Source organism: Candidatus Poriferisodalis sp. (genome assembly GCF_965219595.1).
Lineage (GTDB): Bacteria > Actinomycetota > Acidimicrobiia > Acidimicrobiales > Poriferisodalaceae > Poriferisodalis.
In genome coordinates, this window is the sequence record NZ_OZ244781.1 from 1,774,437 (window position 1) to 1,800,154 (window position 25,718).

Annotated in this window: 23 protein-coding genes and 1 pseudogene; 17 read left to right on the forward strand and 7 right to left on the reverse strand. The window is 66.8% G+C overall.

The window, feature by feature from the left end; translation table 11 throughout:
* Positions 1–5: 5 nt before the first annotated feature.
* A complete protein-coding gene (locus ACOQPE_RS07955; protein ID WP_420611212.1) occupies positions 6–914 on the reverse strand; it encodes an IS982 family transposase in 909 nt (302 codons plus the stop codon).
* A gap of 178 nt (positions 915–1,092) precedes the next feature.
* Between ACOQPE_RS07955 and ACOQPE_RS07960 the strand changes: the two genes are divergently transcribed.
* The 9 genes from ACOQPE_RS07960 to ACOQPE_RS08000 all read left to right on the forward strand — a co-directional run bounded on the left by ACOQPE_RS07960 (position 1,093) and on the right by ACOQPE_RS08000 (position 9,262).
* A complete protein-coding gene (locus ACOQPE_RS07960; protein WP_420611276.1) occupies positions 1,093–1,671 on the forward strand; it encodes a hypothetical protein in 579 nt (192 codons plus the stop codon).
* Between the two features lie 51 nt (positions 1,672–1,722).
* Entirely contained in the window at positions 1,723–2,517 is a 795-nt protein-coding gene (locus tag ACOQPE_RS07965; RefSeq protein WP_420611277.1) for an HNH endonuclease signature motif containing protein, read from the forward strand.
* A gap of 241 nt (positions 2,518–2,758) precedes the next feature.
* A complete protein-coding gene (locus ACOQPE_RS07970) occupies positions 2,759–3,622 on the forward strand; it encodes a vWA domain-containing protein (RefSeq protein ID WP_420611278.1) in 864 nt (287 codons plus the stop codon).
* A gap of 127 nt (positions 3,623–3,749) precedes the next feature.
* Complete coding sequence (locus tag ACOQPE_RS07975; RefSeq protein WP_420611279.1) at positions 3,750–4,898, forward strand: amidohydrolase family protein; 1,149 nt, start codon at positions 3,750–3,752, stop codon at positions 4,896–4,898.
* Between the two features lie 317 nt (positions 4,899–5,215).
* The gene (locus ACOQPE_RS07980) at positions 5,216–5,992 is read left to right on the forward strand and encodes a TIGR00266 family protein (RefSeq protein ID WP_420611280.1); all 777 of its coding nucleotides are present in this window, start codon (positions 5,216–5,218) and stop codon (positions 5,990–5,992) included.
* Positions 5,993–6,113: 121 nt separating this feature from the next.
* A complete protein-coding gene (locus tag ACOQPE_RS07985; protein ID WP_420611281.1) occupies positions 6,114–7,178 on the forward strand; it encodes a hypothetical protein in 1,065 nt (354 codons plus the stop codon).
* Between the two features lie 124 nt (positions 7,179–7,302).
* Positions 7,303–8,082 (forward strand): hypothetical protein, encoded by a 780-nt coding sequence (locus ACOQPE_RS07990; RefSeq protein WP_420611282.1) that lies wholly within the window; start codon positions 7,303–7,305, stop codon positions 8,080–8,082.
* Positions 8,083–8,187: 105 nt separating this feature from the next.
* Positions 8,188–8,706 carry a UGSC family (seleno)protein gene (locus ACOQPE_RS07995; RefSeq protein WP_420611283.1) on the forward strand — a complete coding sequence of 173 codons (519 nt, stop codon included), beginning with the start codon at positions 8,188–8,190 and terminating at the stop codon, positions 8,704–8,706.
* 88 nt (positions 8,707–8,794) lie between these two features.
* The gene (locus ACOQPE_RS08000; protein ID WP_420611284.1) at positions 8,795–9,262 is read left to right on the forward strand and encodes a VOC family protein; all 468 of its coding nucleotides are present in this window, start codon (positions 8,795–8,797) and stop codon (positions 9,260–9,262) included.
* A 111-nt stretch (positions 9,263–9,373) separates the two neighbouring features.
* Here the strand turns inward: ACOQPE_RS08000 and ACOQPE_RS08005 are convergent, their stop codons facing one another.
* Positions 9,374–10,759 carry a hypothetical protein gene (locus ACOQPE_RS08005; RefSeq protein WP_420611285.1) on the reverse strand — a complete coding sequence of 462 codons (1,386 nt, stop codon included), beginning with the start codon at positions 10,757–10,759 and terminating at the stop codon, positions 9,374–9,376.
* 126 nt (positions 10,760–10,885) lie between these two features.
* Here ACOQPE_RS08005 and ACOQPE_RS08010 point away from each other — a divergent pair, with 126 nt between their 5' ends.
* From ACOQPE_RS08010 to ACOQPE_RS08025, 4 genes are all read left to right on the forward strand, one after another.
* The gene (locus tag ACOQPE_RS08010; RefSeq protein ID WP_420611286.1) at positions 10,886–11,113 is read left to right on the forward strand and encodes a CopG family transcriptional regulator; all 228 of its coding nucleotides are present in this window, start codon (positions 10,886–10,888) and stop codon (positions 11,111–11,113) included.
* Entirely contained in the window at positions 11,110–11,529 is a 420-nt protein-coding gene (locus ACOQPE_RS08015; RefSeq protein ID WP_420611287.1) for a type II toxin-antitoxin system VapC family toxin, read from the forward strand. The genes ACOQPE_RS08010 and ACOQPE_RS08015 overlap by 4 nt, the downstream gene beginning before the upstream one ends.
* Positions 11,530–11,578: 49 nt before the next feature.
* Complete coding sequence (locus tag ACOQPE_RS08020; RefSeq protein WP_420611288.1) at positions 11,579–16,906, forward strand: RecQ family ATP-dependent DNA helicase; 5,328 nt, start codon at positions 11,579–11,581, stop codon at positions 16,904–16,906.
* A gap of 81 nt (positions 16,907–16,987) precedes the next feature.
* Positions 16,988–18,784 (forward strand): 3'-5' exonuclease, encoded by a 1,797-nt coding sequence (locus ACOQPE_RS08025; protein ID WP_420611289.1) that lies wholly within the window; start codon positions 16,988–16,990, stop codon positions 18,782–18,784.
* A gap of 18 nt (positions 18,785–18,802) precedes the next feature.
* Here the strand turns inward: ACOQPE_RS08025 and ACOQPE_RS08030 are convergent, their stop codons facing one another.
* Positions 18,803–19,207: a type II toxin-antitoxin system VapC family toxin gene (locus tag ACOQPE_RS08030; RefSeq protein ID WP_420611290.1), complete on the reverse strand. Its 405-nt coding sequence runs from the start codon at positions 19,205–19,207 to the stop codon at positions 18,803–18,805.
* On the reverse strand, positions 19,204–19,431 hold the full coding sequence (locus ACOQPE_RS08035; RefSeq protein ID WP_420611291.1) for a FitA-like ribbon-helix-helix domain-containing protein: 228 nt from the start codon (positions 19,429–19,431) through the stop codon (positions 19,204–19,206). The genes ACOQPE_RS08030 and ACOQPE_RS08035 overlap by 4 nt, the downstream gene beginning before the upstream one ends.
* A 146-nt stretch (positions 19,432–19,577) precedes the next feature.
* On the opposite strand from ACOQPE_RS08035, the pseudogene ACOQPE_RS08040 reads away from it, so the two are divergent.
* Both ACOQPE_RS08040 and ACOQPE_RS08045 read left to right on the forward strand, forming a co-directional pair.
* Positions 19,578–20,614, forward strand: a pseudogene (locus ACOQPE_RS08040) (TIGR03617 family F420-dependent LLM class oxidoreductase).
* The gene (locus tag ACOQPE_RS08045; RefSeq protein ID WP_420611292.1) at positions 20,611–21,270 is read left to right on the forward strand and encodes a DNA-3-methyladenine glycosylase I; all 660 of its coding nucleotides are present in this window, start codon (positions 20,611–20,613) and stop codon (positions 21,268–21,270) included. The pseudogene ACOQPE_RS08040 and the gene ACOQPE_RS08045 overlap by 4 nt, the downstream one beginning before the upstream one ends.
* A 73-nt stretch (positions 21,271–21,343) precedes the next feature.
* Here the strand turns inward: ACOQPE_RS08045 and ACOQPE_RS08050 are convergent, their stop codons facing one another.
* Positions 21,344–21,643 (reverse strand): hypothetical protein, encoded by a 300-nt coding sequence (locus tag ACOQPE_RS08050; RefSeq protein ID WP_420611293.1) that lies wholly within the window; start codon positions 21,641–21,643, stop codon positions 21,344–21,346.
* 62 nt (positions 21,644–21,705) lie between these two features.
* Entirely contained in the window at positions 21,706–22,323 is a 618-nt protein-coding gene (locus tag ACOQPE_RS08055; protein WP_420611294.1) for a 5-formyltetrahydrofolate cyclo-ligase, read from the reverse strand.
* Positions 22,324–22,452: 129 nt separating this feature from the next.
* Here ACOQPE_RS08055 and ACOQPE_RS08060 point away from each other — a divergent pair, with 129 nt between their 5' ends.
* Entirely contained in the window at positions 22,453–23,406 is a 954-nt protein-coding gene (locus ACOQPE_RS08060) for a sterol desaturase family protein (protein ID WP_420611295.1), read from the forward strand.
* A gap of 156 nt (positions 23,407–23,562) precedes the next feature.
* On the opposite strand, the gene ACOQPE_RS08065 is transcribed toward ACOQPE_RS08060, so the two are convergent.
* Positions 23,563–24,291 carry an SDR family NAD(P)-dependent oxidoreductase gene (locus tag ACOQPE_RS08065; protein WP_420611296.1) on the reverse strand — a complete coding sequence of 243 codons (729 nt, stop codon included), beginning with the start codon at positions 24,289–24,291 and terminating at the stop codon, positions 23,563–23,565.
* Between the two features lie 114 nt (positions 24,292–24,405).
* Here ACOQPE_RS08065 and ACOQPE_RS08070 point away from each other — a divergent pair, with 114 nt between their 5' ends.
* Positions 24,406–25,704, forward strand: coding sequence for an MFS transporter (locus ACOQPE_RS08070; RefSeq protein WP_420611297.1), 1,299 nt, complete (start codon positions 24,406–24,408; stop codon positions 25,702–25,704).
* The last annotated feature ends 14 nt before the right edge of the window (positions 25,705–25,718 follow it).

Genomic DNA, 25,718 nt, shown 5'->3' on the forward strand with positions numbered 1-25,718 from the left:
AGGGGTCAGTGGTCGTAGTGGGTGAGGGTGCGTGCTGGCAGGTGGGGGTGGTGGGTTCTGTTGTGCCAGATGGCGGCGGTGAGAGCGAGGATGCGTGCCAGGACGCGCACGGCGACGCCGGCGCGGGTGCGGCCGTTGTGGCGTTCGAGGCTGAGCTGGCCTTTGAGGGTGTCGCAGACCGATTCGATGATCTGGCGGAACGGGCGCAGGAACCGCTGGTGGGGGCGGGCGGGCTCGTTGCGGGCGGCGGGCCGGATGAGGGTGATCCCGGCGTCGTTGAGCCGGTTCTCGAAGTCTTTGCTGCGGTAGCCCTTGTCGGCGATGAGCGTCTGGCCGGGGCGGGCCAGGTCTGCGTGGTCGATCATGGCGGCGCAGGTGTCGTGTTCGTCGGCCTTGGCGCCTGCCAGGGCGAAGCTGATCGGCAGCCCCGCCGGGGTGGTGATCAGGTGCAGTCGCAGCCCCCAGAACCAGCGCGAATGCGACGCGCACCAGCCGTATTGGGCCCATCCGGCGAGCTCGGAGCGCACCGCGGTGGGTCGGCTCGTGCCGCACGGCACCGGCGTGGAGTCGGCCAGCCACACGTCGTCGTGCCAGTCCGGGCAGTCGCGGGCCAGCGCTGCTGTGACGTGGCCGATCATCTCGCCGGCGCGGCGCAGCCGCTTGTTGAAGCCCTCTCTGTTGGGCAGGTACGGGAACCACGGCCGCAGGTGCTGATGAGCGAAGCGCACGAACCCGCGCTCGGAGTCGTACCCCAATAACGCCGAGATCACCGCCAAAGTGACCAGCTCCGCGTCCGACAGCTTCGGTGCGAACCCCACACGGGGCCGCCGCGGCGCCCAGCCGGGATTGTCGGCCAACAGATCGTCAATCCTCACATACAGTGCCGTCGCGAGGGTGTCCAAGTCCGGGTTCATGCCCAGGTCCTCCAGGATCGAGGTGCAGGTACACACCCCGAGCTTGGACACCCTCACCCCACCAACAGCGGACCCCCCACCCCTTGGAACCAATCATCTAGGACCGACGAGGCTCCCCAGTCAACTCGCTAGCGCCTCGCGCGTATTGCTGTCACACCCCCTTCGTACGGTTGTTCTCATGTTGCGAGACGGGCCGGGCGGAACTCGACGAGTCGGCGATGGGGATGTCACCGATGTGCTGACGCTGCGCCGTTTGGGAGCCGTCGGGTTCGCTGAGCTGGGTCGTGACGAGCTCATGAGCGAGCTGGGCGACATCGAGCGGCTGGCGAACCGGCTGGCCGGCTATCGGGCACAGGTTCTCGGCGCGCTGGATCAGCTGGATCGGTCCGGTGTGGCGCCCGATGCGGCGCCGCACCTGTCGTTGCGCGAGGCGACGGGGGTGTCTGAGAGCGACGCTCGCCGACTGGTTCGGTCCGGGGAGAAGACCCGCGAGCATGGCCCCGTACTGGTGGCGCTGTCAGATGGCGACATCAATCCTGCCCAGGCCGAGGTGCTGAGCGACGCTCGTGTGCCCGAAGACGTGCGCGACGATTTAGTCGTAGCGGCCGCCAGTGAGAACACTGACGAGACACGCCAGCGTGTGCGCCGAGCCGAGGTTGAGCATTCGAGCGAAACCTCGATGGAGCGCTTCGAGCGTCAGCGCCAAGCTCGTGGCGCCGGATGGCGGCGAGATCACGAGGGGACGCTGCGGCTGTAGGCCAACTTCGACCCTCACACCGGCGCGCAGGTCGAAGCCCGGCTCGAAGCGATGCGGCGCGAATTCTGGAACGACGACAAGCAGGTGCGCAACGGGCGGCGCACGCCTGCGCAGCGGGATGCCGACGTATTGGCCTACGTGCTGGCGGGCATCACCCACTCCGATGCTGACGCCGCAGCGGTCGAACGCCTGCGCGCACGCGCTCGCCGCCGAGGGCTGGCAGCGGACGATCAGCCGGTGTCCCGGCGCGTCACGCTCCGCAAGGACGCACACGAGCACCCTGCGCCAGAGGATTGCGGGTTGGGCCGCGGTGTTCCCGAGGGCCAGACGGCCGACGGCGAGTTCCTCGGCAGTGAACCATGGCTGCCGCCGGCGCAGATCAGCGTGCTCATCGGCCTCGACGCTCTGCGACGTCGAACCGACGAGATGGGATTGACTGATGCCGGCACTGAGCTGCCGCCCGAGCTGGTGCGACGGCTGGCCTGCGATGCGGGGATCATTCCCATCATGCTCGACGGCCCGGGTGGCTCCGCCGATGCCGGACATTCGCGCCGCACTGTGACACGGCGGCTCCGCAGACTGCTCGTCGCACGCGACAAACACTGCCGATGGCCCGGCTGTCACGAGCCGCCGTCACGGTGCGACGCACACCACATCATCCACTGGCTCGATGGCGGGCCGACCAATCTCGACAACTTGGTGCTGCTGTGCCACCGGCATCACCAGCACCTCCACGAGCACGGCTACAAGATGGTCCCGCAGCCCGACGGCACCTGGACTACAGCTCAAGCGTCAGAGCCCAAGCCGGTACGGCGACGGTCCGCACGGCAACCCCGTGGCCCTTGAAGGCCGCGGCGACGCGCGGCCGGCGGCCCGAGTGTCCCGCGCCAGCCGCACGTGGAACCCCCGTCGCTTGGTGATCACCGGCGAGGAGTGTCTGGCCGCATGCCTTGTGCTTCGCACCGGAAGTTGTCACACCCCCTCTCTACGTTGGAGATCAGTGGGGTGGAGGCCGATCAGCGGCTCCGCCGCCGGTCCGTCTGGCAGTCACGCCGGGTGGGTCGGGGTCTGCAGAAAGGGAAAGACAGTGGGCTCAACATCAACCAACGGGACTGCGAACGGGCAGCTCGAGCGGAGCAGCACGGCGCCGTGGGAGCGCGGTGGCGACGGCGCAACTTCGGCGGGCGACGTACAGCAAGCGAGGAGTTCCCAGAAGGCCAAGGGCGGCAAGAAGAGCGGCCAGCAGGGTCAGAAGGGGAGCGGCAAGGGGCCGACATCTGACCGATCGAAGGTGTGGATGCTGCTTGACCGGTCCGGCTCGATGTCGGGGCTCGAGGTCGCGGTCGTGCACGGCGTCAACGGGTTCATGGCCGAGCAGGCAGCCCTGCCGGGCAAGTGCAAGGTCACCCTTGTGCAGTTCGATTCCGAGGAACCGTTCGAGATCCTCGCTGACGCTGTGCCCGTGAACAAGGCGTGCCCGCTGTCAGTGGAGCAGTATCGCCCGCGTGCCGCGACGCCTCTTCTGGATGCGATCGGTTCGCTGATCGGGCGGGCTGACGAGCGAGCGAAACGGCGCCGCAAGGCCGGCAAGGAGCCCGAAGATCAAACCGTCGTGATCGTCACCGATGGCCTGGAGAACGCAAGCACCGACTTCACCTGGGCCGATATCCACCGGCTCATCAGCAGTCGGCGCGAGCAGGGCTGGGCGTTCGTGTTCATGGGTGCCAACCAAGACTCGTACTTCGAGGGCGCCCGGCTGGGCGTCGAGCCCGGAAACGTGCAGAACTACGAGGCGTCTGACGAAGGCGTCGGTGAGGCATTCGCGTCGGTGAGCCGGGCGTACAGCGAGCGGCGAACCATGCACTCCACTGTGGGCCTGACGCCCGACAACGATGAGTTCTTCGGTGGCGTACGCGAGGCCGAGGAGGGGATGCGACGCCGCGCGCAGTGAGATGGGTCCCGGCGCTTGCAGTTGACGCAGCGGCGACTGTGTGGGCCCGGCGGTACTCCGTGTGAGCCGGGCGGTGCTCGGAGCTCGGACAGTACGATCCGCTGCGGGGACCGACCTGGAGGGGAACGTGGACGTCGACTATCCGATCATCTCGGCCGATTCGCACATCGCGGAGGCACGCAACACCTACGTCGACTACATCGACCCCAAGTGGCGAGATGTGGCGCCGCGGGTCGAGTGGACCGAGGAGCGTGGCGATGTCTATGTGATCGACGGCATGAAGCGCACGATCGACATGGGCCTCATCGCCGCCGCAGGCCAGAAGCCCGAGGAGCTCAAGCGCAGCGCGGCGTACGAGGAACTGCCGGCCAGCAGCTACGACCCGGCCACGCGGACGGCCGACCAGGATCGTGACGGCGTGTCGGCAGAGGTGATCTACCCGTCGGTGGGCATGGTGCTGTGCAACCACTCCGATCCCGACTACAAGAAGGCGGCCATGGACGCCTACAACCGGTGGATTGCCGACTACTGCTCGGTGGACACCGACCGGTTGCTGGCGGTGGGCCAGACGGCCCTCCGCTCGGTGGAAGAGGCCATCAGCGACATCGAGGCCATGGCCGAGGCGGGCATGCGCGGCGTGATGATGTCGGGCAACCCCCATACCGAGTTCGACTTCGACGATCCCCAATGGGACCCGTTCTGGCAGGCCGCCGTCGACCTCAACCTGCCCGTGTCGTGGCACATCCTCACCAGCCGCGGCCAGGGCCGGCCGAGAGGGCCGAAGGCGAACGCCTTCATGACGATCATCCGGGCCAACCAGGACATCATGGGCACGCTGGTGTTCGGCGGCGTGTTCGAGCGCAACCCCGGCTTGCGAGTGGTCTGCGTCGAGGCCGACGCCGGCTGGGTGCCGCACTACATGTACCGGATGGACCATGCGTACAAGCGCCACCGGTACTGGCTGCCGCCGGGCCAGGAGCTGTCCAAGCTGCCCAGCGAGTACTTCAGCGAGCACATCTACACGACGTTCCAGGACGACTGGGTGGCGTTCAAGATGGTGAACGACGTCAACCACAAGCGGCTGCTGTGGGCCAACGATTTCCCGCACTCCGACAGCACGTGGCCGTGGAGCCAGGAGCTGCTCGACGAGCACTCGGCCAATCTGACGCCAGTGCAGCAGCGGGACATCCTCTGCAACAACTCAGCAGAGCTGTACGACATCGACCTGTCCAAGCTGCCCGTCGGCGGTGATCGTCTCGCGGCCAACGCAGCCTGAAGGCACAGCCGCGAGCGCCGCGCCGACGCCTCGTCTGGCCGGCAGCTTCGGCCTGAAGGCAGCCCAGCCAGCGTTTCGGCAGCGATCGGCCAGCGGCTAGCGCGGCCTGAAGGCAGTCTGGCCGGCGCTTCGCCGACGGTCGTTTAGCGCCGGCCAAGGGCTGAGAGCGACGCCTGCAGTGCATCGTTCTCCACTGGTACAGCGGGCCTCAGCGCCGTAGCCGACGCGCGCCAGACCGAGTGAGATCGACCGGTACCTTGGGCGAGGAGCGCCGCTCGCGCCCGCTCGCGGCCAAACCAGCGAGGAGCCACCCAGCCATGCAGAGCCACGAAGTCGACTACGAGATCTTCGGCGACGACATGCAGTTCGTCGAGGTCGAGCTGGACCCAGGCGAGACCGTCGTCGGCGAGGCCGGAACGATGATGTTCATCGAGGAGGGCATCACATTCGAATCGGTCATGGGCGACGGCTCCCAACCCGACTCAGGCATGTGGGGCAAGCTCAAGGGCGCCGGCAAGCGGGTCATCTCCGGCGAGTCGCTGTTCCTCACCCACTTCACCAACACCGGCGCCGGCGGCAAGTCCAAGGTCGGCTTCGCAGCGGGATATCCGGGCAAGATCATCCCCGTCGATCTGGCGCAGATGGGGGGCGAGATCATCGCCCAGCGGGACGCCTTCCTGTGCGCCGCGCTCGGCACCAAGCTCGACATCGCCTGGCAACGCGGCATCGGCACGGGCCTGTTCGGCGGCGAAGGCTTCATCCTCCAGCGCCTGTCCGGCGACGGCATGGCGTTCCTGCATGCCGGCGGCTCGATCAAGGCCGTCCAGCTGAACAACCAGACGATCAGGCTCGACACTGGCTGCCTCGTGGCGCTGCAGCCGTCGCTCAACTACACGATCGAGCGGGCCGGCAACCTCAAGTCGATGTTCTTCGGCGGGGAGGGGCTGTTCCTGGCGACGGTGTCGGGCACCGGCTGGGTGTGGCTGCAGTCGTTGCCGTTCGAGCGGCTGTCGTCAAGGGTGCTGGCCAACGCCGCAGGCCCGATGTCGGACGACTCCCGCGGACTGCTCTCGGGAATGTTCGAGCGCAACTGACGACCCCGCGGCCCGACCAGCGTCGCGGAGGCCGCAGCCGCCGGCTGGCCCGCCTGATGCAGGTGGATCGCCGGCAGGCCCGCCTGCCGCGGACGGCCGACCCGGCCATACAGTCATGGCCATGCAGCTGACCTCGAGTCGCATCAGCGTCGACGACTTCGCCGAGGCCCAAGAGACGTTCCACGCACGTGGGTGGACCGATGGCCTGCCGGTCGTGCCGCCCACCGACGACGCAGTGGCGGCATGCCTGGACTGGGCGATGCTCCCGCCCGATCACCTGATCGGCATCGAGCCGGTGCGGGCGCGCACAATCACCGCGGAGAAGGCGGCCGTCAACGCTGTGATGGCAGGGTGCCTGCCGCCGCACTTCCCGGTCGTGGTGACCGCGCTCACCGCCCTGCTGCAACCCGAATTCGGCCTGCACGGGCCCACGGCGTCCACCGGCGGCTGCGCGCTCCTGCTGATCGTGAACGGCCCCATCCGCAATGAGCTCAACATGGACGCCACGTTCAGCGTGCTCGGGAGCGCCGACCGGTCGCGCGCCGTCATCGCTCGGGCGGTGCGGCTGGTGCTGGCCAACGTGCTCGACGTCAAGCCCGGCGGCATCGACCGCTCCACGCTGGGCCACCCCGGCAAGCTCGGCTACTGCATCGCCGAGGACGAGGAGGCCACGGGCTGGGTCTCGCTCGGCGATCAGCGGCTCGGCACTGCACCCGCCGAGCGGGGCCATGTGTCGTCAGTGACGGCGGTGGCCTCGCTGGCGCCCAGGCAGGTCATGAACGAGTGGACCACCGACCCCACCGAGCTGTGCGAGACCTTTGCCGCCGAGATCCGGGCCAACCAGCTCAACTACTCCATCTGGCCGGGCAACTACGTCCTCGTCGTGCCCCCGCAGCTGCGCACCCACTTCGATGCAGCCGGCTGGACCAAGGCCGACGTCGCGGCGTGCGTGTACGAGCGGGCCCGGGTGCGCCGGGGCGACTGGGCGGCCGTCGGCAAGGGAGCCGTGGTCAAAGATCGCGCCGAGCGCATCTACCCCGCCTTGGAATCGCCCGACGACCTGCTGATCGTTGCCGCCGGAGGTCCCGCAGGCGGCTTCGCTGCGGTCATCCCGCCCTGGCTCGGCACCCGCAGCCACGCAGCCACGGTGGCGGTGGGCGCCTGCGTCGACTGCGAGATCAGCTAGCGCGATCAGCCGTCGGTGGCGAGGCGGAGGCTCGACGCCCTCGGCGTGTGCGTCGTGCTTGGAGCCTGCTGCGCTCAGCCGCGGGTGAACGCCACCGCACGCCTGGTCGCGCAAGACTCCGAATATGGACAAGAACCACAGTTCGCACCAGCCGCAGACTGTGCACGATGGCTTACTGGCAGAGCTGCCAGACGGATACCTCGCGTCGGTCGAGGACTACCACCGGCTGGCCTTCGCCGTGGTGGGCGAGGCGCGCCGGGTGGCGACCGGCCGGTTCGGCCTGCGCAGCCTGGACGAGGGTTTCGGCACGCCGGTGTTCGAGGTGACGATGGGCCGCGCCGGCGAGATGGAGTGCCAGCTATGGATTGATGGCGACGAGCTGTTCGCCACCGAAGGCGGCACCCTGCGCAGCGCCCACATCACGACGCTGTCCGCAGCCGCCGACTTCGCCGGGGTGTCGCCGGGCACGGAGGCGCGCGAACAGGACAGCCCAGAGCTCGGCGATGTCGATCGCTGGCTGCGGGTGAGCCCCGAAATGGGTGCGCACCTGGCGACATGGTTCCGGGTCGGCAAGCAGGCGCTGGGACAGTTGCACGAGCTGCCCGGCGCAGCAGTGCCCGACGAGATCCAGCTGTGGCCCGGACACTTCGACATAGCGACGGCCGTCGGCGATGCCGACGACGGGGCCCGAGCCACCTACGGTCTGTCGCCCGGCGATGCCGCACACCCGTTCCCGTATGCCTACGTGGGGCCGTGGGGCGCGGTGGACCGCGCCGATCCCTACTGGAATGACGACGCCTTCGGCGGGGCGTCGCTGCGGTATGCGGAGATCATCGCTGCGGCAGACCCCGCCAGCGCCGTGTTCGAGTTCATGTACGCAGGCTTCGACACCATCAACGGCTGAGAGATCAACGCCACGCACGAGGCGCAGCCCTGCGCTCGTGGCAGCATGTAGCCGACCGGTGCTCGCCGGAGCAAGCTGTCGAGTCAGGCCATCAAGGAGGACAGCGTGGAACTGCTGGACCCGACACATGAGCAGGATCCCGCAGGTTTCGCCCCGCCGGCGCGGCTTACGACGCTCAAGGGCGCCACCGTCGGCGTCATCTCCAATGGCAAAGAGAACACCAAGCCGTTTTTTGACCACGTCGAGCGTCTGCTGCGCGACCGTCATGGCGTGGCCAAGGTGATCCGCCGGATCAAGGCCAACTACAGCGCCCCCGCGCAGCACGAACTGATGGCCGAGGCGATGGGCTGGGACGCCGTGCTGGCCGGCGTCGGCGACTGAGGCAGCTGCTCGTCGTGCAGTCTGCACGACGCCGTTGCCGCCGAGAAGGTCGGCGTGCCTGCCATCAGCGTGATGACCAGCGCATTCATCGACGCAGCCGAACTGATGGCCCGGGTACAAGGCGTGCCCGAGCACCCCTTCACCGTGATCGAGCATCCCATCGCCAGCGCCGACCAGGCGGGGCTCGAAGCCCGCGCCGAGACGGCAGTGGAGCAGGCCGTCAGGGTGCTGGTCGGGCACTAGCTTCGGTCTGCGCCCGCGCACCTGCGGGCCACACGCACGAGCGCTCCGGCCGGAGCGCCGGACGAGTCGAATTCAGGAGCACATCTCGATGGTGAATCCCATTCCCGACGACTACCCGCGCATCTCGGTGTCGATGAGCATCGACGGCGCCGCAGCCGCCATTGCCTTCTACACCGAGGTGCTCGGAATGACCGAGCGGATGCGCATCGACATGGGAGACAGGATCGGGCACTCTGAACTGACGCTCGGCGACTCGCTCATCATGGTGGCCGATGAGTTCCCGGAGATGGAGTTCCAGTCACCCAAGCACTACGGCGGATCGCCCGTGCAGATGAGCGTGTACGTGGAGGACGTCGACGCCACGTTCGCGGCGGCGCTCGCAGCCGGTGCCACCGAGGTGCGGCCCGTCGTGGATCAGTTCTACGGCGACCGCTCGGGCATGATCGAGGATCCGTGGGGCCATCGATGGAACCTCACCACCCACATCGAGGACATCGATCCCGAGGAGATGGCCCGCCGCTCTGAGTCCGCCATGGCCGAGATGGGCGACTGCTGACAGGAGCCGACCAAACCGACTCGGGATCTCACGCCGGATTCTGGATCCGCTGCGACACGACGCTGCTGTCGCGGTGTCGGCGCCGACGCCCGATGTGTGCCGTTGTGGAACTCAGTCCTCAGACGCGGCAGTGCGCCACCCGACCACCGCCGCGGGCGCAGCCGAGGCGGCGAAGAGCGCCGCAGCAATCGCCAGCGCGAACGGCAGCGAGACGAGCTGCGCCACCGTTCCCAGCGCCAGGCCGATCGACGCTTCTCCCACTGCCTGGGACTGCCCGACGAACGAGACCACGGTGGCGCGCACCGACGAGTCGGCATGCCGATTTGCCATCGCCTCGGTCAGCGAATATGCCGTCTCGCCGGCCACGTCGAGGATCGCCCAGCCGATGAGTGCCACCGTGAACCACGGGCTCAGCGCCAACGCCATGGCGCCTGCGGCGGCGATCACCAGGAATCGCGCCAGCAGGAAGGCGTCACGGCGGGCGCTTCGCTGGTCGGCCTGCGAGCGCTCGAGGTGACGGCGCAGCCACGTCATCATCGGGATCGCCAGCGCCGACATCACGAACCAGGCCGCGCCGAAGAACAGCACGGCTTCACGGCCGTCGAGCTCGGTGAGGCCGAGTTCGAACAGCCGCAGGGCCGAGAGCCGGTCGTTGGCTTCCCACGCTCCGGCGGCAATGGCGGCCGCGAGCGTCACCGCCAGCAGCGACGGGCTGCGGCGCACGAGCCGCGCGCCCCGCTTCCACAGAGCGATCGCATCTCGCCATGCGCTGGTGCGCGCCGGCCGGGGTGCGCCGCCGGCCCGGCGGCGGGGTGACTCGAAGCCGGCCTCGGGCATCGTGACTGCCAAGTAACCGGCCGCCGCGATCGACAGCAGGCCCATCACGGCCATCGACCCCCGGACTGACCAAGCGCCCAGTGCGGTGGCGGCGACCAGGCCCACCATGACGCCCGCCGACCGGAAGACGGCATGGCGCACGATGAGCCCGTCCACCTCGCGGCTGGGATCGCTGCCGACCGCACCGCTGTCGCCGTCAGCCCCGCCGCCGTCGTCAGCCCCGGGGTCGGCTGCTGCGGTTTGGGGTTCGACAGGCATCACGGCGGCACTGCGATGCGAATGCGAGGCGTGGTGCGCCAGTTCGTCGGTCATCCACGCCGTGGCAGCGCCGCTCTGCAGCGTCCAACCGACCCCCCACAGCACCTGCCAGATGACGAGAACGCCGAACAGCTCGGTGACCGGGCCCAACGCCATCGCCGTGCCCATCACGACGTAGGCCGCGACCACGGAGTACTTGCGGCTGTAGAGGTCGGCGACCACCCCGGTCGGCGTCTCGGTCACGAGAATCGACAGCACCAGCGCGGTGCCCAGCACCGCAAGCCGGAATGGGGACAGCCGCAAGTCGACCACCCACCACACCATCGCCGGCAGGCCCCACGAGAAGGCCAAGCCCTGTACGCCCCCCGTCAGCAGAAAGAGCCGATCAGGCCGATGCCGCACAACGCCGCAGCCTAGAAACCACTTCCGGTTACCTAGCGCCGAATGCGATGATCCCGACCTAGCCGCTCAAGAGGGAACCGCGACTAGAGTGCAATATATAGTGCAATATATGGCAGACTTCACAGCATGATGCAGACGACGATCTACCTGCCCGACGAACTCAAGGAACGACTCGAACGCGCAGCGGAGGAAGCCAGTTGCTCTGAGGCTGCGCTGGTCCGCGAGGCGCTGGTCGAAGCACTCGCTCGGCGTGAAGCTCGCCCTACAACTCCGTTGTTCACTGAGGGGTGGGGCGATCCTGACATCGCCGAAAACGTCGACGAATACCTAGCCAAGACCGGCTTCGGCACGTGATCGTCGACACCAGCGTCCTGCTGGCGGCCTTCGTGCCAAATCAGCGGATGCATGAGCCGTGCGCCCAAACACTGGCCGAGACCCGTCCGCTGGTGATCTCGCCCTTTGTGCTTGCGGAACTCGACTACCTCACTGCGCGCATCGCTGGTGTCGATGCTGAATTGATGGTGCTCGAGGAGATCTCGTCGGGTGCGTACGAGTTCGCAGCATTCGATGCCGTCGATCTCGTCCGGGCACGCGCCGTCATCGAGCGATACCGCGACCTGCCGCTTGGCTTGACCGATGCATCGCTGGTCGTCCTAGCCGACAAGTACGACGAGGTTGCGATTGCGACGCTCGACGAGCGGCACTTCCGCGTCGTCCAGTCACTGCGCGGAAAGCCATTCCGCATCCTTCCCGCCGACATCGATCACTGACAACGACATCGCGGCCCGACTCGGCCGTCTCGTCTAGCTTGCATTCCGGTTGTCCGCCTGCGGAGTGTGGGCTTTGCGCGAATACGTGGTGTTCGACTTAGAAGCCAATGCGGATCGCTCCGACCCGCCGGCCCATGAGATCATCGAGATCGGGGCCGTGCTCGTCATCGACGGCGTCGAAGCTGGCGACTTCGCGACGTTGGTGCGACCTACCCGGCCGTTGCGACCCCAGACTCGTGAACTGACGGGCTTGACTGACGAGGACTTGGCGCAAGCGCCGACCTTGGCCGAGGCCTTGCAGAGCTTCGCCGCATTCGTCGGCGACTGCCCGCTCATGGCTCACAACGGCTTCGGCTACGACTTCCCGCTGATTGATGCGGCGTCAGCGCAGTCGGGGCTGCCAGCGCTCGGTGGCCAACGTTTCGACACGTTGGAGCTGGCGCACCTCGCGCTCCCGAGGGCCGGTCGGGACATGACGATCGGCAGTGATGACAGCAAGCCCCCACCTGGGCGGAGCCTCGACGATCTGGCGGAACGGCTCTTGGGGCGTACCGCCCGTTCCGAGCACCGGGCGCTCGGCGATGCCCGTCTGCTGGTTGATGTGCTGAGCCCGCTGCTCGCGTCGATGAACGAAAAGTCCCCGCCTCGTCGCCTTCAACGCTGGGTGCTGCACGCGACCGCCCACCCATGGTCCGCATTCCTTGACGCCGAATCCGACTCGCCGTCGCTGGCCTCGACCATCCCGGTGCCCAGGCAACGGCAACGGCGCGAACCGACACGCAGATTCAACCCAGAAGCGGTCGCTGGCATGCTTGACGACGGCGGCGTACTGATGTCGCAAGGGCGCTCACCACGCGCGCAGCAGGTCGAGATGGCTCACTTGGTGGCGTTGGCGCTAGCCAACGGCGAACGTCGACTCATCGAAGCTCCGACGGGCACGGGCAAGACCTTCGCCTATCTCGCACCCGCTATCGAATACGCCCGCGCCAGCGGCGCGACGGTCGCAATCGCTCCGCATTCCAAGGTGCTTCAGGATCAGATCGCGCACTCCCTTGAGGAACTGACCCCGCTGTTGGTGCCCTTCAACTGGGTGTTGCTCAAGGGCAGGGGCAACTACATCGACGTGGCCGCGCTGGAGAGCGCGCTTGGCGAGTTGGGCATTCAAGGCGACCATTCCGGCGACGCACAGGATGTCGTCGCGGGACGCACCGCGCGCCCGGAGCACGAACCCGGTCACCGTGCAGGCTCGCGTCAGTCAGTGCGCGGTTTCGCACTCGCAATCCTGTGCGGCTGGGTTTCGCAAACGCCGACGGGCGATTGGGACGATCTGAACACGTGGGCTCTCGGCAGCGATTTTCGAAGCGTCATGTCGAGTCTTCGATTCGTGCTCTCCGTCAGCGAGCAGCCGGGTCCGGCAAAGACAGTTTTGGACGAGCGTTGCTTCTATCGCCGTGCTCGTGACGGGTTGCGCCATGCGGACGTGGCCGTGATGAACCATGCACTGGTCGTGACCGATCACGAGTGGCTCGATCACGCCAAGTACCTGGTGCTCGACGAAGCGCACAACCTCGAAGACTCGGCGACCGATGCACTGACGGCCGAAATCGGAGTGGGCGAAATTGAGCAACTCTGCGATGCAATCGATCCGAGCGGCGCAGGGAGCGGGACGCTAGGCCGGCTCGCCCGCGCCGCTCGCTGGTCCGTGCGTGAATCGCCGTTGACCGACGTGCGCCGCTGTGTCACCGCCGTACGGAATCAGCTGCCGCGCTTCGGCTCGGAGCTGACGGCCTACATGCGGGTGCGAACTGCAGCGAGTTCCGACGATCGTTACCCCTCGACGTATCGAATTCGCCGCGGCATCGACACTGCGCACCCCGACTACTACGCAGTGCTGCGCGAAGGGCGGTCGCTCGCCGAAGCCTTGGAAGGCATCGTCGGCGAGCTGAACGAGATCAATTTGCCAGAGCAGCTCGCCGGACGGTACCGGCGCGACCGCCTCGAAGCCGAGTTACGACACCTTGGGCGCTTCGCCCGAAATGCCGCCAAGACGCTCCGCCGCGTCATCCACGCCGACGCGGGCTCGGCTGGCCCGCAGGCTGCGGGAGACGGCGGCGATGCGATACGCGGCGCAAGTCTGATTGCCAATCTTGAAGAGCAACAGCGCATCGCAGTCAGTCAGGTCCAGTACACCGAAGGACGCTGGACATGGCTGCTGCGGCATGTGCCCCTGTCGGTAGCGCCGCAGTTGCGGCAGCTGTGGAATGAGCTCGACGCCACAGTCGCAACATCGGCGACCCTGCAAGTGGGCGGCAACTTCAGCCACATCCTGAATTCACTGGGACTCGACGCCGCCCAGACGAGGGCCCTGCCAACTCCGTTCGAAGCGCTCAGCGAACAGCATCTGCTGATCTTGGCTGACTGGCTGCCCTCCCCCAGAGCACGCCTGATGGACGAGTTCACTGAGGCAGCAGGCCGTGAGACCGGGCGGCTGATGCTGTTGTCCCGAGGTCGGGCGATGGCGTTGTTCACCGCTCGTTCCCGCATGGAAGCGGCTCGCAACAAGCTCCGTGACTACCTCGATCAGCACGGAATTCCGCTGCTCACCCAAGGCGACGCACCAGCACCTGCGCTCGTCGCCCGGATGAGAACTGAGATCGCCACCAGCCTGCTCGCTCTGCGATCATTCTGGGAGGGCGTCGACATCCCCGGCGAGGCGCTGAGCTTGCTCCTATTGGAGAAGATCCCGTTCGACTCTCCTGCTGACCCGATCTCGGGCGCTCGGATGGAAGCCGTGGAGCAGCAGGGCAAGGATGGCTTCGCCGACTATGCCGTGCCGCGCGCCGCACTGAGGATGGCCCAAGGAGCAGGGCGGCTGATCCGTACGGCAAACGATCGCGGAGTAACCGTGATGCTTGACAACCGCCTGTGCCGGGCCACCTCGTACGCCGATCAGATCCTCGCCACCCTGCCCGGCCCGCCCTCGCAGCATCGCGTGCGTGATCCCAGCGACGCGTATGACCTCATCTGTGACCAACTCGACGGCATCGAGCTGACCGATGAACTGCGGAGCGCCATGGATGCAGTTCCGGTCGACGACACCCTTGTGAGGCTTCGAGCGCTCGCGCTCGACGAAGATCAGGCCCGCGACGCCCGCATCGTCGAGCAGCGGCTGGACCGCGTGCGTCAGATATTCGGCTTCGAACGATGGCGGCCCGGCCAGTTCGAGACCATGCAGCGCTTCATGGCAGGCGAAGACGCCCTCTCGGTGCTGCCGACAGGATCTGGCAAGTCGATTACCTACCAGATTCCTGCGCTACTGATGCCCGGCGTGACGCTTGTGCTGTCGCCGTTGATCTCGTTGATGAACGACCAAGTCGAGAATCTGCGCCGTCGATGTATCACCGAGGTGGCAGCCATCCACAGCGGCGTGGGGCAGAGCGAATGGCGCGACGTCCTTCAAGGCGCAAGCCGGGGCGACTACAAGCTGCTGTACATCAGCCCCGAACGGTTGTGGTCGCAGGAGTTCATCAGTCTGCTCTCCCAAGTCGACGTTGCTCGGATTGCCATCGACGAAGCGCACTGCATCTCGCAGTGGGGACACACATTTCGGCCCGAGTACGCCAGGATTCCCGAGGCAATCGAACTGCTCGGAGGACCACCGAGAGATCGCCGCCGCATCGTCCGCGGCAGGGACGCGTCAGCCGGTGACCGTCCGGCACTGTTGGCAGTGACGGCTACCGCCAATGCCAGAGTGCGTGCTGACATTGTGGCTTCGCTGAGACTGCGGACTCGTGAGCCGACGGTGCTGTCGCCGGATAGGCCCGAGATCAGCTATCTCACCGAAGACTGTGTGAACCGCAGCGACCGCGATGTCCGCATCGCTCAGGTGGTGGAGTCGTTTCGCCGCCAGGCAGCTGTGGTCTATGTGCCGACCCGGCGCGACGCCGAACGCGTCAGCGGGTTGCTGCGCGTTGCCGGCCATACGGTGCGCGCCTACCACGGAGGCATGGAGGCAGTGGCAAGGTCGCACGTCGAGGACGCATTTCGTCATGGCGAGATCGATGTGGTTGTCGCTACCAAGGCCTTCGGGATGGGCATCGACAAGCCTGATATCGCTCTGATCGTGCATTCCGAGATGCCCGCCACCATCGAGGAGTACGTCCAAGAGACCGGCAGGTCCGCCCGCGGTGCCGGTCAACCAGGTATGCCGACCGACGGCACAGCAGTGCTTCTGACTATGCCGAAGGACTGCTCCATCCATCGAGTCTTCGTTCGCAGCGCTGCGCCGTCAATCGCGCAGGTGCGAGGCATCTGGGCGAAGCTGCTGCCGGGCCTGGGCTCATACGACCCGGAGGATCTTGTCGATCGACCCGATGGCGAGACCCGCGAGAGCGACGCGGAATCGGTCGCGACCTCGCTCGCCGTTCACTACTTGGCGCTCGCGGACGTTCTGAAACGCCACCCTGACACGCCATGGGAGGGCCGCGTCACGATCATCGACGACTCCCGCAAGCGGCTCAGCGAGCTGCGCCTGAGCGACGCGTCGGGCGATTCCGACACGCCGAACGCCGACGGCGTCGCAGGCCTGCAGAGAGACACAGCGGTTGAACCGGAGTTCATCGCCCGCGCTCAGCGGCTCATTGAACTCGCACAGCAATATGGCGGCCGTTATGACGCACCGCAGTGGTCGAAAGACCTCGGCCGATCCGAGGTGGAGGTCGCGCAGGACCTGCTTGGGCTTCACCACCGGGACGTCATCGGGTTCGCCGTCTGGAAGTACGGATGGGTGCTTGAGCGATCGCAAGGCGAACCGGACTGGGCAGAGGTCGAACGACAGTGCGAACAGCGCCGCAGCGAGGTGGCCGAGAAGTCTGACCGTGCCAAGGCTTTCGCCCGCGACCGAGGCGCGTGTCGGGTGACTGCCCTTCTTGATTATCTCGATGCATCGAATTCACTGCCCCTTGCAGCCGACGGTGGCTGCGGTCGGTGTGACGTGTGCTCTGACTTGCCGCGGCCGTGGGCCGACAGCCATCTCACCGAGACCGGCCTGCGCGAGGCACTACCGGTCGCTCAAATCATCCTCGGCCTGCTGGCAGACACCGCTCATTGGAAATATTCACGCAAGAACGTCGAACTCTGTCTTGCAGGCAACCCGTGGGGTGCCGAGGCCGTCGGGGCGGGTGGTTCAACTTCGCGTCTGGCGACGCACCCGTCAGCAGGCCGACTGGCGTTCCTCGGTGAGAAAGACGTGAGAGCAGCAGTTGACGCGTTGATTGGCGAGGGCCTCGTCGCTGCCGTCGCCGACGAGTTCGACGGCACTTCTTACGTACGGCTCGAACTCACCGATGACGGTTCTGACTTGGTCAGCACCATGTAGGCGCCTCATGGTCATCGGCCCGAAGTCGCAGGGTGAGTGACGCGTTCACTAGATTCGCATAGCCCCATCCGCGGAGCACGCATGGCATTCCTGCAGCCTGAGAATCTTGCGAGTCGAAACGATGTGCCGGAGCGGCTGCATGAGGTGGCTCGGCATCTTCGGGACGACTTGCCAGGGGAAGTGACCGTCTGGCTTGAGCGCACCGGGGAGGGTGAAGCGGCGGCGCTGCGGCGCGAGTTCGACGGCGCTACGTCGTCTGGCGACGACGGTGACTGCTATCTGGTGGTGCTCGACCCGCAGGCCGGGATCGCCGTCCTGCAGGCGCCGTCGCGTCGGCAGATCAAGGCTTCTCGCCGACGCCGCGCACGGCTCGACGAGGGAGAGACCCATAGTCTGGTAGTGCAGCGGGCGACGCAGCTTGGCGGCAGTGTCGCCGAAGTCCCGGTCGAGTCGCTGCCGGTGCGGCACGTCTTCGCATTACCGCAAACCAGCCGAGAGCACGCAGCCGAGATCGACGGCCGGCTTCCGTTGTTGACCCGCGACGACTTCGAGCCGGGCGAATTGCGGCCGGCACTTCAGCGAGCCATAGGCGGCCGGATTCTGCCGCTGGGCGTACCTGAGCGAGCGCGCACCCGAGCAGCGGTCAAGCCGGAAATCATGATCACCGGCAAAACAGCTGCGATGTTCCGAGAACCCGATCCTGCCAGCGAGGAGATCATTCGAACGCTCGACCGCGAGCAAGAACGCATGTCTCGGCACTTGGGGGCCGGCTACCGGGTGATTCGTGGCGTAGCTGGCAGCGGCAAGACGCTCGTGCTCACGCACAGAGCCCGGCACATCGCCCGATACTTCCCGGATTGGCGAATCCTGATGATGTGCTTCAACAGGCCGCTGGCCTCGGCACTTCGGGCACAGGTACGGGACTGCAACAACGTCTTCGTCAGGACTCTCGACCAGCAGGCGCGCCGCGTGCTGAAGCAGGCCGGCCTCGTTGGGGATGCCGAGGCCAAGCCAGACTTTGGACAGCGCCGTCTTGACGCGATCGCCCATCTCCGCACGCTCACGGAAGCGCAGCGCCGAGATCGGGGGTACGACATGGTGCTCGTAGACGAGGCCCAAGACCTCGGTGCCGACGGTTTGGACTTGGCATGGACCCTGCTCAAGCCCGGCCGCGATCACTTCGTGATGGCGCTGGACGGCGCACATCGAATTTACCGCGGCAAGCGCAGTCGCTGGTCCCCGCCGGGAATGGAAATGACAGCGCGAGGGCGCACCAAGGAACTCAAGGTCAACTACCGCAATACGGAGCAAGTTCTAGAGGTGGCGCTGTCGGCGCTGGGCGATTTCGCGGAGCGAGTTCGCTCGGCGGGCTACGGAGTCGATCTCGATGTCTTCGTGAAGCCGGGGCAAGCAGCTCGACGAGGATCGCAACCGGTGCGACTCGCCTGCGGCTCGATGCGCGCGGAAGCCGATGCCATCGCCCACCGCATAGCAGAGTTGCGAAAGGATGGCACACCTCCCGAGCACATCGCAGTGCTGTCGGGCTGGCCGGATCTGCGCGAGGAACTGCTCCAGCGCATCCCTGACGCTGTAGAAGTCGAAGGTAAACAGCGCGACAAGATTGCCGATGCCGTCGGCATTGTGCCGGTCGCGACCTTGCATATGCTCAAGGGCCTCGAGTTTCCTCATGTCGTCATCGGCGGCGCGAACAACATCCGGGTCAATAGCGACGAGCCCGACGAGCAGGATCGCCAGCGCCGTCGACTGCTGTACGTGGCTATGACCCGAGCCAGCGAAACGCTGACGGTCACCTATTCCGGTAAGGGAATCATGGATGCCATCAGTTGGCTGCCGGAGCTTCGGCCGACGCAGCCTTGATTTCGGCACGGAGCGTTGCTAGGTGATCAGGTCGATGCGTGGCGGCGGCAGGTCGGTTGGCCAGGGGGCGCGTGCGGTGCGGGCGTCGAGTGTCACCAAGGGGGCGTCGAGCATCACGGCGAGGGCAGCGAATGAGGCGTCGTAGGCGGTGAAGTTCTCGCGCAGCCACCAGATCACCGGCAGCAGCAGCTCGTGCGGATGGGCCACGATGCCGAGCCGCGGGAATTCGTCCAGCGCACGCTGCGCTTGCTCAGCCGACAGGTCCCCCCTTCGCACGTAACGCTGCAGCACATGGGCGGTTTCCACTGCGAGCAGCGCAGGCGCGTGCAGCGAATCGGACGACATCACACGCCGCTCGACATCGGCCGCTTCCGGCAAACGAAGCAGCCAGGCGATGACGGCCGATGTATCGAGAACGATCACCTCGCGTCGCGTATCGCGCGCACCGCATCGGCAGGCGACTCGGTCACCGCAATGCGATCAAGGGCCGCGATGCGCTCCATCATCTCCTGCCGTGTCGGGATATCGAGCGAACGGCGCAGCTCGCGCAAGACGTACTCCGACATCGACTGGCCTTCCAAGGCGGCGCGCGCCTTCAGACGGCGATGAAGCTCATCCGGCATGTCGCGAATCTGCAGCGATGTCATGCAGAAATCATACTCTCATGCAAACTTCATGCAATCGCGCCAGTGGGTTCCCGCGGCTTGCGAACGCCATATGGGGCAAGATTCAGCCAGCCCGCCAACGGTTTCGGCGGTGGGCTGGCAATGCGAGCGTCCAGGAGGTTTGCCCAATGAACACGACCGGAACAGCACAGCATCGGATTGACGGGGCGACGACGGCGTCGACACCGGGAGGCTGCGCAGACGAAGCAGCGCAGTTCGAGGAGATGGGGCTGTCGGCGGCGTGGACGTTCGAGGCATCCCACGACCCATTCCTGCCGCTGGCGCTGGCAGCAGAGCGCACGCAGAGCATCGAGCTCGGCACAGCCATTGCCGTAGCTTTCGCCCGCAACCCGATGACATGCGCCGTCACTTCGTGGGATCTGCACCGCATGAGCGGCGGCCGCTTCATCCTGGGGCTCGGAACGCAGATCAAGCCGCACATCACCAAGCGGTTCAGCGAGCAGTGGTCACGCCCCGCTGAGCGGATGCGCGAGTACATCGAGGCGGTACGCGCCATCTGGCACACGTTCGAGACCGGCGAGCGGCTCAACCACCGGGGTGAGTTCTACACCCACACCTTGATGACGCCCTTCTTCAACCCGGGCCCGATCGGCGGGGCGCCGCGGCGATCTACGTGGCTGGCGTCGGCGCCCGCATGGTCGAGGTGATCGGCGCCGCTGCAGACGGCTTCTTCGTCCATCCGTTCCACACGCCGCAGTTCATGAACGACGTGACCCTCCCGGCGATGGCTGCCGGCGCGGAATCCGCAGGACGCGACGTCGGCGAGGTCACCGTGGCCTGCCTAACCATCGTGGCGATGGGCGAGAACGACGAGCAGATCGACAAGGCGCGCCGCTCCGCCGCAGGCCAGCTTGCGTTCTACGGATCGACGCCTGCCTACGCCGGCGCGCTCGACCACCACGGCTACGGCGACCTGCAGCCCCGGCTGAACACGCTGTCCAAACAGGGCAACTGGCGGGAGATGAGCGACCTCATCGACGACGACCTGCTGGATCTCATCGTCGTGTCGGGTACACCGTCGGCCGTGGGCGCGCAGATCGCGGAGCGCAACACGTTCGCCGACCGCACCACGATGATGTTCTACGGCCCGGCACCCACCAACGACGCCATCGCCGAGGCCGTCGCCGCCGCCAGCGGCGCATGAACCGACCGGCTGAGGTGCCTGAGGGGCTGAGGCGACGGGCTGACGGAACGCTGGCGTGCTGGTGGGGCGAGGGCCACGACGACTACGAGGCGTACCACGACACCGAGTGGGGTCTGCCGGTCACCGAAGACGCGCGCCTGTACGAGAAGATGTGCCTCGAGGGCTTTCAATCGGGGTTGTCATGGCTGACGATCCTGCGCAAGCGGGAGAACTTCCGGGCCGCGTTCTGCGGGTTTGACTTCGAGATCGTGGCGGGCTTCGGTGACGCCGATGTCGAGCGACTCCTCGGCGATGCAGGCATCGTGCGCCATCGCGGCAAGATCGAAGCCACCATCAACAACGCGCGCGCTGCGCTCGACACCATCGATGCGCACGGCAGCCTCGCCGCCTTCTTCTGGTCGTTCGAACCGGCGCCGCAGGATCGGCCGCTCGTCATCGACTACCGCACGCTCGCCTCGATGCCCTCAACGCCCGAATCGACAGCGCTCAGCAAGGCACTGCGCAAGCAGGGCTGGCGTTTTGTCGGCCCCACCACCTGTTACGCCCTGATGCAGGCGTCGGGCATCGTCAACGACCACCTCGAGGGTTGCCATCGCCGGCCGGTCATCGAGGCCGTGCGCGCAGCGCTTGAACGACCGGCTGCGCTGAGCACCTGAGGTTCAGTCCCAGCCCGCTGCATGGTTTCGCGACGCCGGCGGCTGCGGCGATGAGCCGGCCGGCGGCTGGGTGTCAGGCGGAGCCGGGGGCGATGACGGTGTCCACCATCGAGAGGTGCATGCCGCTGACGCGATCGGGCTGGCCGGCGAACACGGCCGCTCGCTCAGGCGACGAGGCGAACTCCTCGTACGCGGCTTCGTAATCGCCAGGGTGGCTCACGGCCCACACGAGCTGGTTGTTCTCGCGGTCGGCGTACATGAACTCGACCTTGAAGCCGAACTTCTCCCGCACGGCGATGATGTTGGGGAACCACTCGAGCAGCGAGTCCATCTGGCCCTCGATGACGTCGTAGCGGCGCAGTTGTGTCGCCATGCCGGCTCCTCTCGGTGTGATGCCTCACCGCTATTGCTAGCGCGATTCGACGAGGTGCACCACTAACTGCCATCGGAGCCGAGATCGACGACGCCGTCTTCGGTGGCGAGGTGGGTCATTGGCACATCGTGGGGCTCCGATGGAAGCTGGTCGAAGACGATGTCGCGGCAGGCGACCCCGACGCGCGGGCAGTCTTCGGGCAGCCTGGCCAGCAGCTCGTCGAAATAGCCCACGCCGTGGCCCAGCCGGGTGCCGTGACGGTCGAACGCCACACCGGGCACCAACGCCAGCGAGATGTGCCGGGTTTGCAACTCGAATGCATCCGCGGTGGGCTGCGCAAAGCCGTACCGGTGCTGTTCCATCGCGCCGATCGCCGGATGCAGCGTGAGCGGGCCGTCCGGGGGAGTGCGCGTCACAGCGAAGCGCTGCCAGCCGACGGCGTCTGCGAGCCGATCCAGCGACAGCTCATTCGCCATGGCCCGGTAGAAGAGGATCAGGTTTGCGCCCGGAGGCACCCGCCTTCCGGCGATGGCGGCTGACTTCCCGTCGAACGCCTCGATGAACGCCTGAATCCCTGCGACTACGGCGGCAGTCGACGCTGCTGTGATTGGTGGCCGGTGATCTCGAATCCACCGGCGCCAGGCGTCCTTGGAAGACCTAAGTCCGGGCTCGCCGCTCATAGAAGCGAAGCTAGGTGCCTCGCGCCCCTCGATGTCACCGCCGCTTCATATGCGAAGAGGCACAATTCGCTGCCGGCTAGCCGGCGACGCTTGCCGAGCGGCGTCCCAAGCAGTCGTACACTTCGCGTCGTGGGGATTGGGGAGGTGACGCTCCCGCCGCTGTACGACCGGCCGCCTCGCCCGCTTGCGATGGCCCGCTGGACCATCACCAAGTTCCTGTGGTGGCAGGGCGGCCTGTGGATCGCCGTCGGCATCGTGGCGTGGAACTGGCTCACGCCGTCGCTTGAGAGCTTCGCGACCCCAGCGGCGTGGGCCGTCGCAGCGCTGTACCTGCGCAACGTGGCGCTCCTGATTGCTGTGGCCGGCGGCCTGCACTGGTGGCTATTCATCCGGCGCAGCCAGGGAACCCAGCACAAGTACGACGAGCGCTGGCTGTCGGTCGGGCGCGGGCCGTTCCTGTTCCGCAACCAGACCCGCGACAACGTGTTCTGGTCGCTCGCCAGCGCATGCTCCATCGCGGCGCTGTACGAGGCGCTGATGCTGTGGCTGTATGCCAACGACCTCATCTGGACCGTTCCGGCAACGGGCAGCCTCGCCAGCTTCGGCTACACAGCAGCATTGACGCTGCTGATCTTCCCGCTGGGCTCGGTGCACTTCTATGCCAACCACCGGCTGCTGCACACCAAGCACCTGTACCGCTGGGCTCACTCGCTGCACCATCGCAACGTCAACATCGGCCCGTGGTCGGGCGTGTCGATGCACCCGCTCGAGCACGTGCTGTACCTCTCGGTGCCGCTCGTTTTCCTCGTGATCCCGGCGAACCCGTACTTGATCACCCTGACAACCACGTACTTCCTGCTGTCACCGGCGGCGTCGCACTCGGGCTTCGACCGATTCGCCGTAGCCCGTGGGCGCACTGTGGCCGGCGGCGACCGGTTCCACACGCTCCACCACCGGCACTTCGACTGCAACTACGGAACAGCGATCGTGCCGCTCGACAAGTGGTTGGGCACGTTCCACGACGGCAGTCGCGAAGCTACCGACCGCATCGTCGAACGCCGCCGCCGCGAAATTCGTTCGTAGCTCGGCGCAAGCGGTTCGTATGGTGATCCGTGAGGCGGGTCGCTGTCACCACACTTAGCAGGGAAGCGCAGCGACCTGCCTCACTTGTCGGATCCGAAGTGCCACGGTACCACGCTGTGGCACTGAGCCGTCCAGCGCATTACGTCAATGCGATGCTCAGGCGATGGTCTCGGGTTCGGTGGTGACGAGCAGCTCGGCGACCGATGCGGTGTTCGGCAAGCGCAGGATCGTGGCCAGAGCCTGGGCCAGATCGTCGGCTTGGATCATGATCGACGGGTCGACGCCGAAATCCGAGGTCATGTCGGTCTGCACGTAGCCAGGGCATACGGCGGTGCAGCGGATCCCATCGGGGAAGGTGAGGTGCCGAACCGAGTGGTGCAGCGCCATCGCGGCGTGCTTGCTCATCGCATAGCCGGGCGCGAAGGTGCCGCGCACTCGCTTGCCCGACATCGAGATCACGTTCACGATGCGGCCCTCGCCACTGCCGCGCAGGTGGTCGAGCGTGGCGCGGAGCATGCGGAACGGCCCTTTCGCGTTGACCTCCCACATCTCGTCGAGCGTGCTCTCGGTCAGGTTTTCGAAGTCGTCGGGATGGGCGACGCCTGCGTTGTTGACGAGGCAGTCGATCCGGCCGTGCGCCGAAATCGTCTCTGCGGTCCAGCGCTCGGCAGCCTCGGGATCGGTGGCGTCGTAGCGGTGCAGACTCACCGCCGGCCCGCCGCTGGCGTCGGTTCGATACTCAGCCGCTGAGGCTTCGAGCGCGGCCATATCGCGTGCGCTCAGCGACAGAGCCCAGCCATCGGCATGCAGAGCTGCGGCGATGGCCTCGCCGATGCCGCGATTGGCACCGCTGATCATCGCCACGCAGCCGGTGATGTCTCGCATCTCGCACTCCTCCTGCCGGGCAGCCGGGTCATCCCGACGCGCTTCGGTGACCCGCAGTAGCGTTCGCAATCGGCCCCGCCGCGGTACCGGCCGGCCGATCCGGAGGCTAGGTCGATGGTGCAGAGTTTGTCGGAGGGCAGCGGGGGAGCCGCATACCTCCCGGGTTCGCCCGAGCGCGACGAACTGGCACGCCGCACCATCCGGGTTCTGCAGCTCGGGGTGATCCCCGGCGGGCTGGCCATGACGGCATCGTTCTCGGCGTCGACCCTGCTGGCCGACCAGATGACGGGCAGCGAGACAAAGGCCTCGCTGGCCGCGGTATGCCTCAGCATCGGCGGCACCCTCGCCGGCATCCCGCTCGCTGCGCTGATGGCCCGCCGCGGCCGCCGCGCCGGTCTCTCAGCCGGCTACTTCGTCGGGGCAATCGGCGCCACGCTGGCGCTGCTATCAGCGTTCATGGGTCGCTACTCGGTGCTCGTGTTCGGCATGGTGCTGATCGGCACCGGCCAGGCCGCCAATCTGGCAGCGCGCTACGCCGGCGCCGACCTGGCCACCGACGAGAATCGGGCCCGCTCGATCAGCTTGGTGCTGTGGGCGAGCACGGTCGGCTCGGTCTTGGGACCCACGGTCGCGCTCGGTCTCAAGAGCGTCTTCGCTGACACCGAAGGGCTGAGCGGATTTGCGCTGCCGTACGCACTGGCGCTCGGTCTGTTCGGCCTGGGAGCCGTCAACATCTGGCGCCGCTTGCGCCCAGATCCACTGCATGTAGTGGCCGCCGATGCGGGTTCGACGAGCGTCAAGCTGCCGAGCTTGGCCGAGGCCGGCCGCATCCTGGCCCATCCCGTGGCGTCCATTGCGCTCATCGGCATGATGCTGTCGCAGGCCGTGATGGTGGGCGTCATGACGGTGTCGCCGATTCACATGTCCCAAGGCGGCCAGAACCCGCTGATCATCGGCATCATGCTCTCGTTGCACATCGCCGGCATGTTCGCGTTCTCGCCGTATGTGGGCTGGCTGGTGGACCGCGTCGGCGGCCAGATCGTCATCGTCGCCGGCGCGCTCGTGCTCACCGTCGGCGCTGTCATGGCCGCCAACACCGACGCTGAACACGCCACCGGTCTGCTGTCGGGGCTGTTTCTCATCGGCATCGGCTGGAGCTGCTGCGTAGTGTCCGCCAGCTCGCTGCTGACCGCCTCATTCCCGCTGGAACGCCGAGTCAGCGTGCAGGCCACCGCCGACGTGCTGATGACGGCCCTCGGCGCCGCCGCCGGCGTCAGTTCAGGCTTGGCGGTGGAGCACCGCTCCTATGCCGATCTGGCGAGCTGGGGAGCGTGGGTGGCCGTGGCGCTCGGCATCGCGGCCGTCGTGATGCTGGTGCGCAACTTCCGGGTCACGCGGCGCTTCACGGCTTGATCAGCGGCTCAGCC

Excerpts from the sequence above, each read along its gene's own strand:
- ACOQPE_RS07955 (WP_420611212.1), bottom strand. The coding sequence starts at position 914 with ATGAACCCGGACTTGGACACCCTCGCGACGGCACTGTATGTGAGGATT.
- ACOQPE_RS07960 (WP_420611276.1), top strand. The coding sequence starts at position 1,093 with ATGTTGCGAGACGGGCCGGGCGGAACTCGACGAGTCGGCGATGGGGAT.
- ACOQPE_RS07965 (WP_420611277.1), top strand. The coding sequence starts at position 1,723 with ATGCGGCGCGAATTCTGGAACGACGACAAGCAGGTGCGCAACGGGCGG.
- ACOQPE_RS07980 (WP_420611280.1), top strand. The coding sequence starts at position 5,216 with ATGCAGAGCCACGAAGTCGACTACGAGATCTTCGGCGACGACATGCAG.
- ACOQPE_RS07985 (WP_420611281.1), top strand. The coding sequence starts at position 6,114 with ATGCAGCTGACCTCGAGTCGCATCAGCGTCGACGACTTCGCCGAGGCC.
- ACOQPE_RS07990 (WP_420611282.1), top strand. The coding sequence starts at position 7,303 with ATGGACAAGAACCACAGTTCGCACCAGCCGCAGACTGTGCACGATGGC.
- ACOQPE_RS08000 (WP_420611284.1), top strand. The coding sequence starts at position 8,795 with ATGGTGAATCCCATTCCCGACGACTACCCGCGCATCTCGGTGTCGATG.
- ACOQPE_RS08010 (WP_420611286.1), top strand. The coding sequence starts at position 10,886 with ATGATGCAGACGACGATCTACCTGCCCGACGAACTCAAGGAACGACTC.
- ACOQPE_RS08025 (WP_420611289.1), top strand. The coding sequence starts at position 16,988 with ATGGCATTCCTGCAGCCTGAGAATCTTGCGAGTCGAAACGATGTGCCG.
- ACOQPE_RS08035 (WP_420611291.1), bottom strand. The coding sequence starts at position 19,431 with ATGACATCGCTGCAGATTCGCGACATGCCGGATGAGCTTCATCGCCGT.
- ACOQPE_RS08045 (WP_420611292.1), top strand. The coding sequence starts at position 20,611 with ATGAACCGACCGGCTGAGGTGCCTGAGGGGCTGAGGCGACGGGCTGAC.
- ACOQPE_RS08050 (WP_420611293.1), bottom strand. The coding sequence starts at position 21,643 with ATGGCGACACAACTGCGCCGCTACGACGTCATCGAGGGCCAGATGGAC.
- ACOQPE_RS08055 (WP_420611294.1), bottom strand. The coding sequence starts at position 22,323 with ATGAGCGGCGAGCCCGGACTTAGGTCTTCCAAGGACGCCTGGCGCCGG.
- ACOQPE_RS08065 (WP_420611296.1), bottom strand. The coding sequence starts at position 24,291 with ATGCGAGACATCACCGGCTGCGTGGCGATGATCAGCGGTGCCAATCGC.
- ACOQPE_RS08070 (WP_420611297.1), top strand. The coding sequence starts at position 24,406 with ATGGTGCAGAGTTTGTCGGAGGGCAGCGGGGGAGCCGCATACCTCCCG.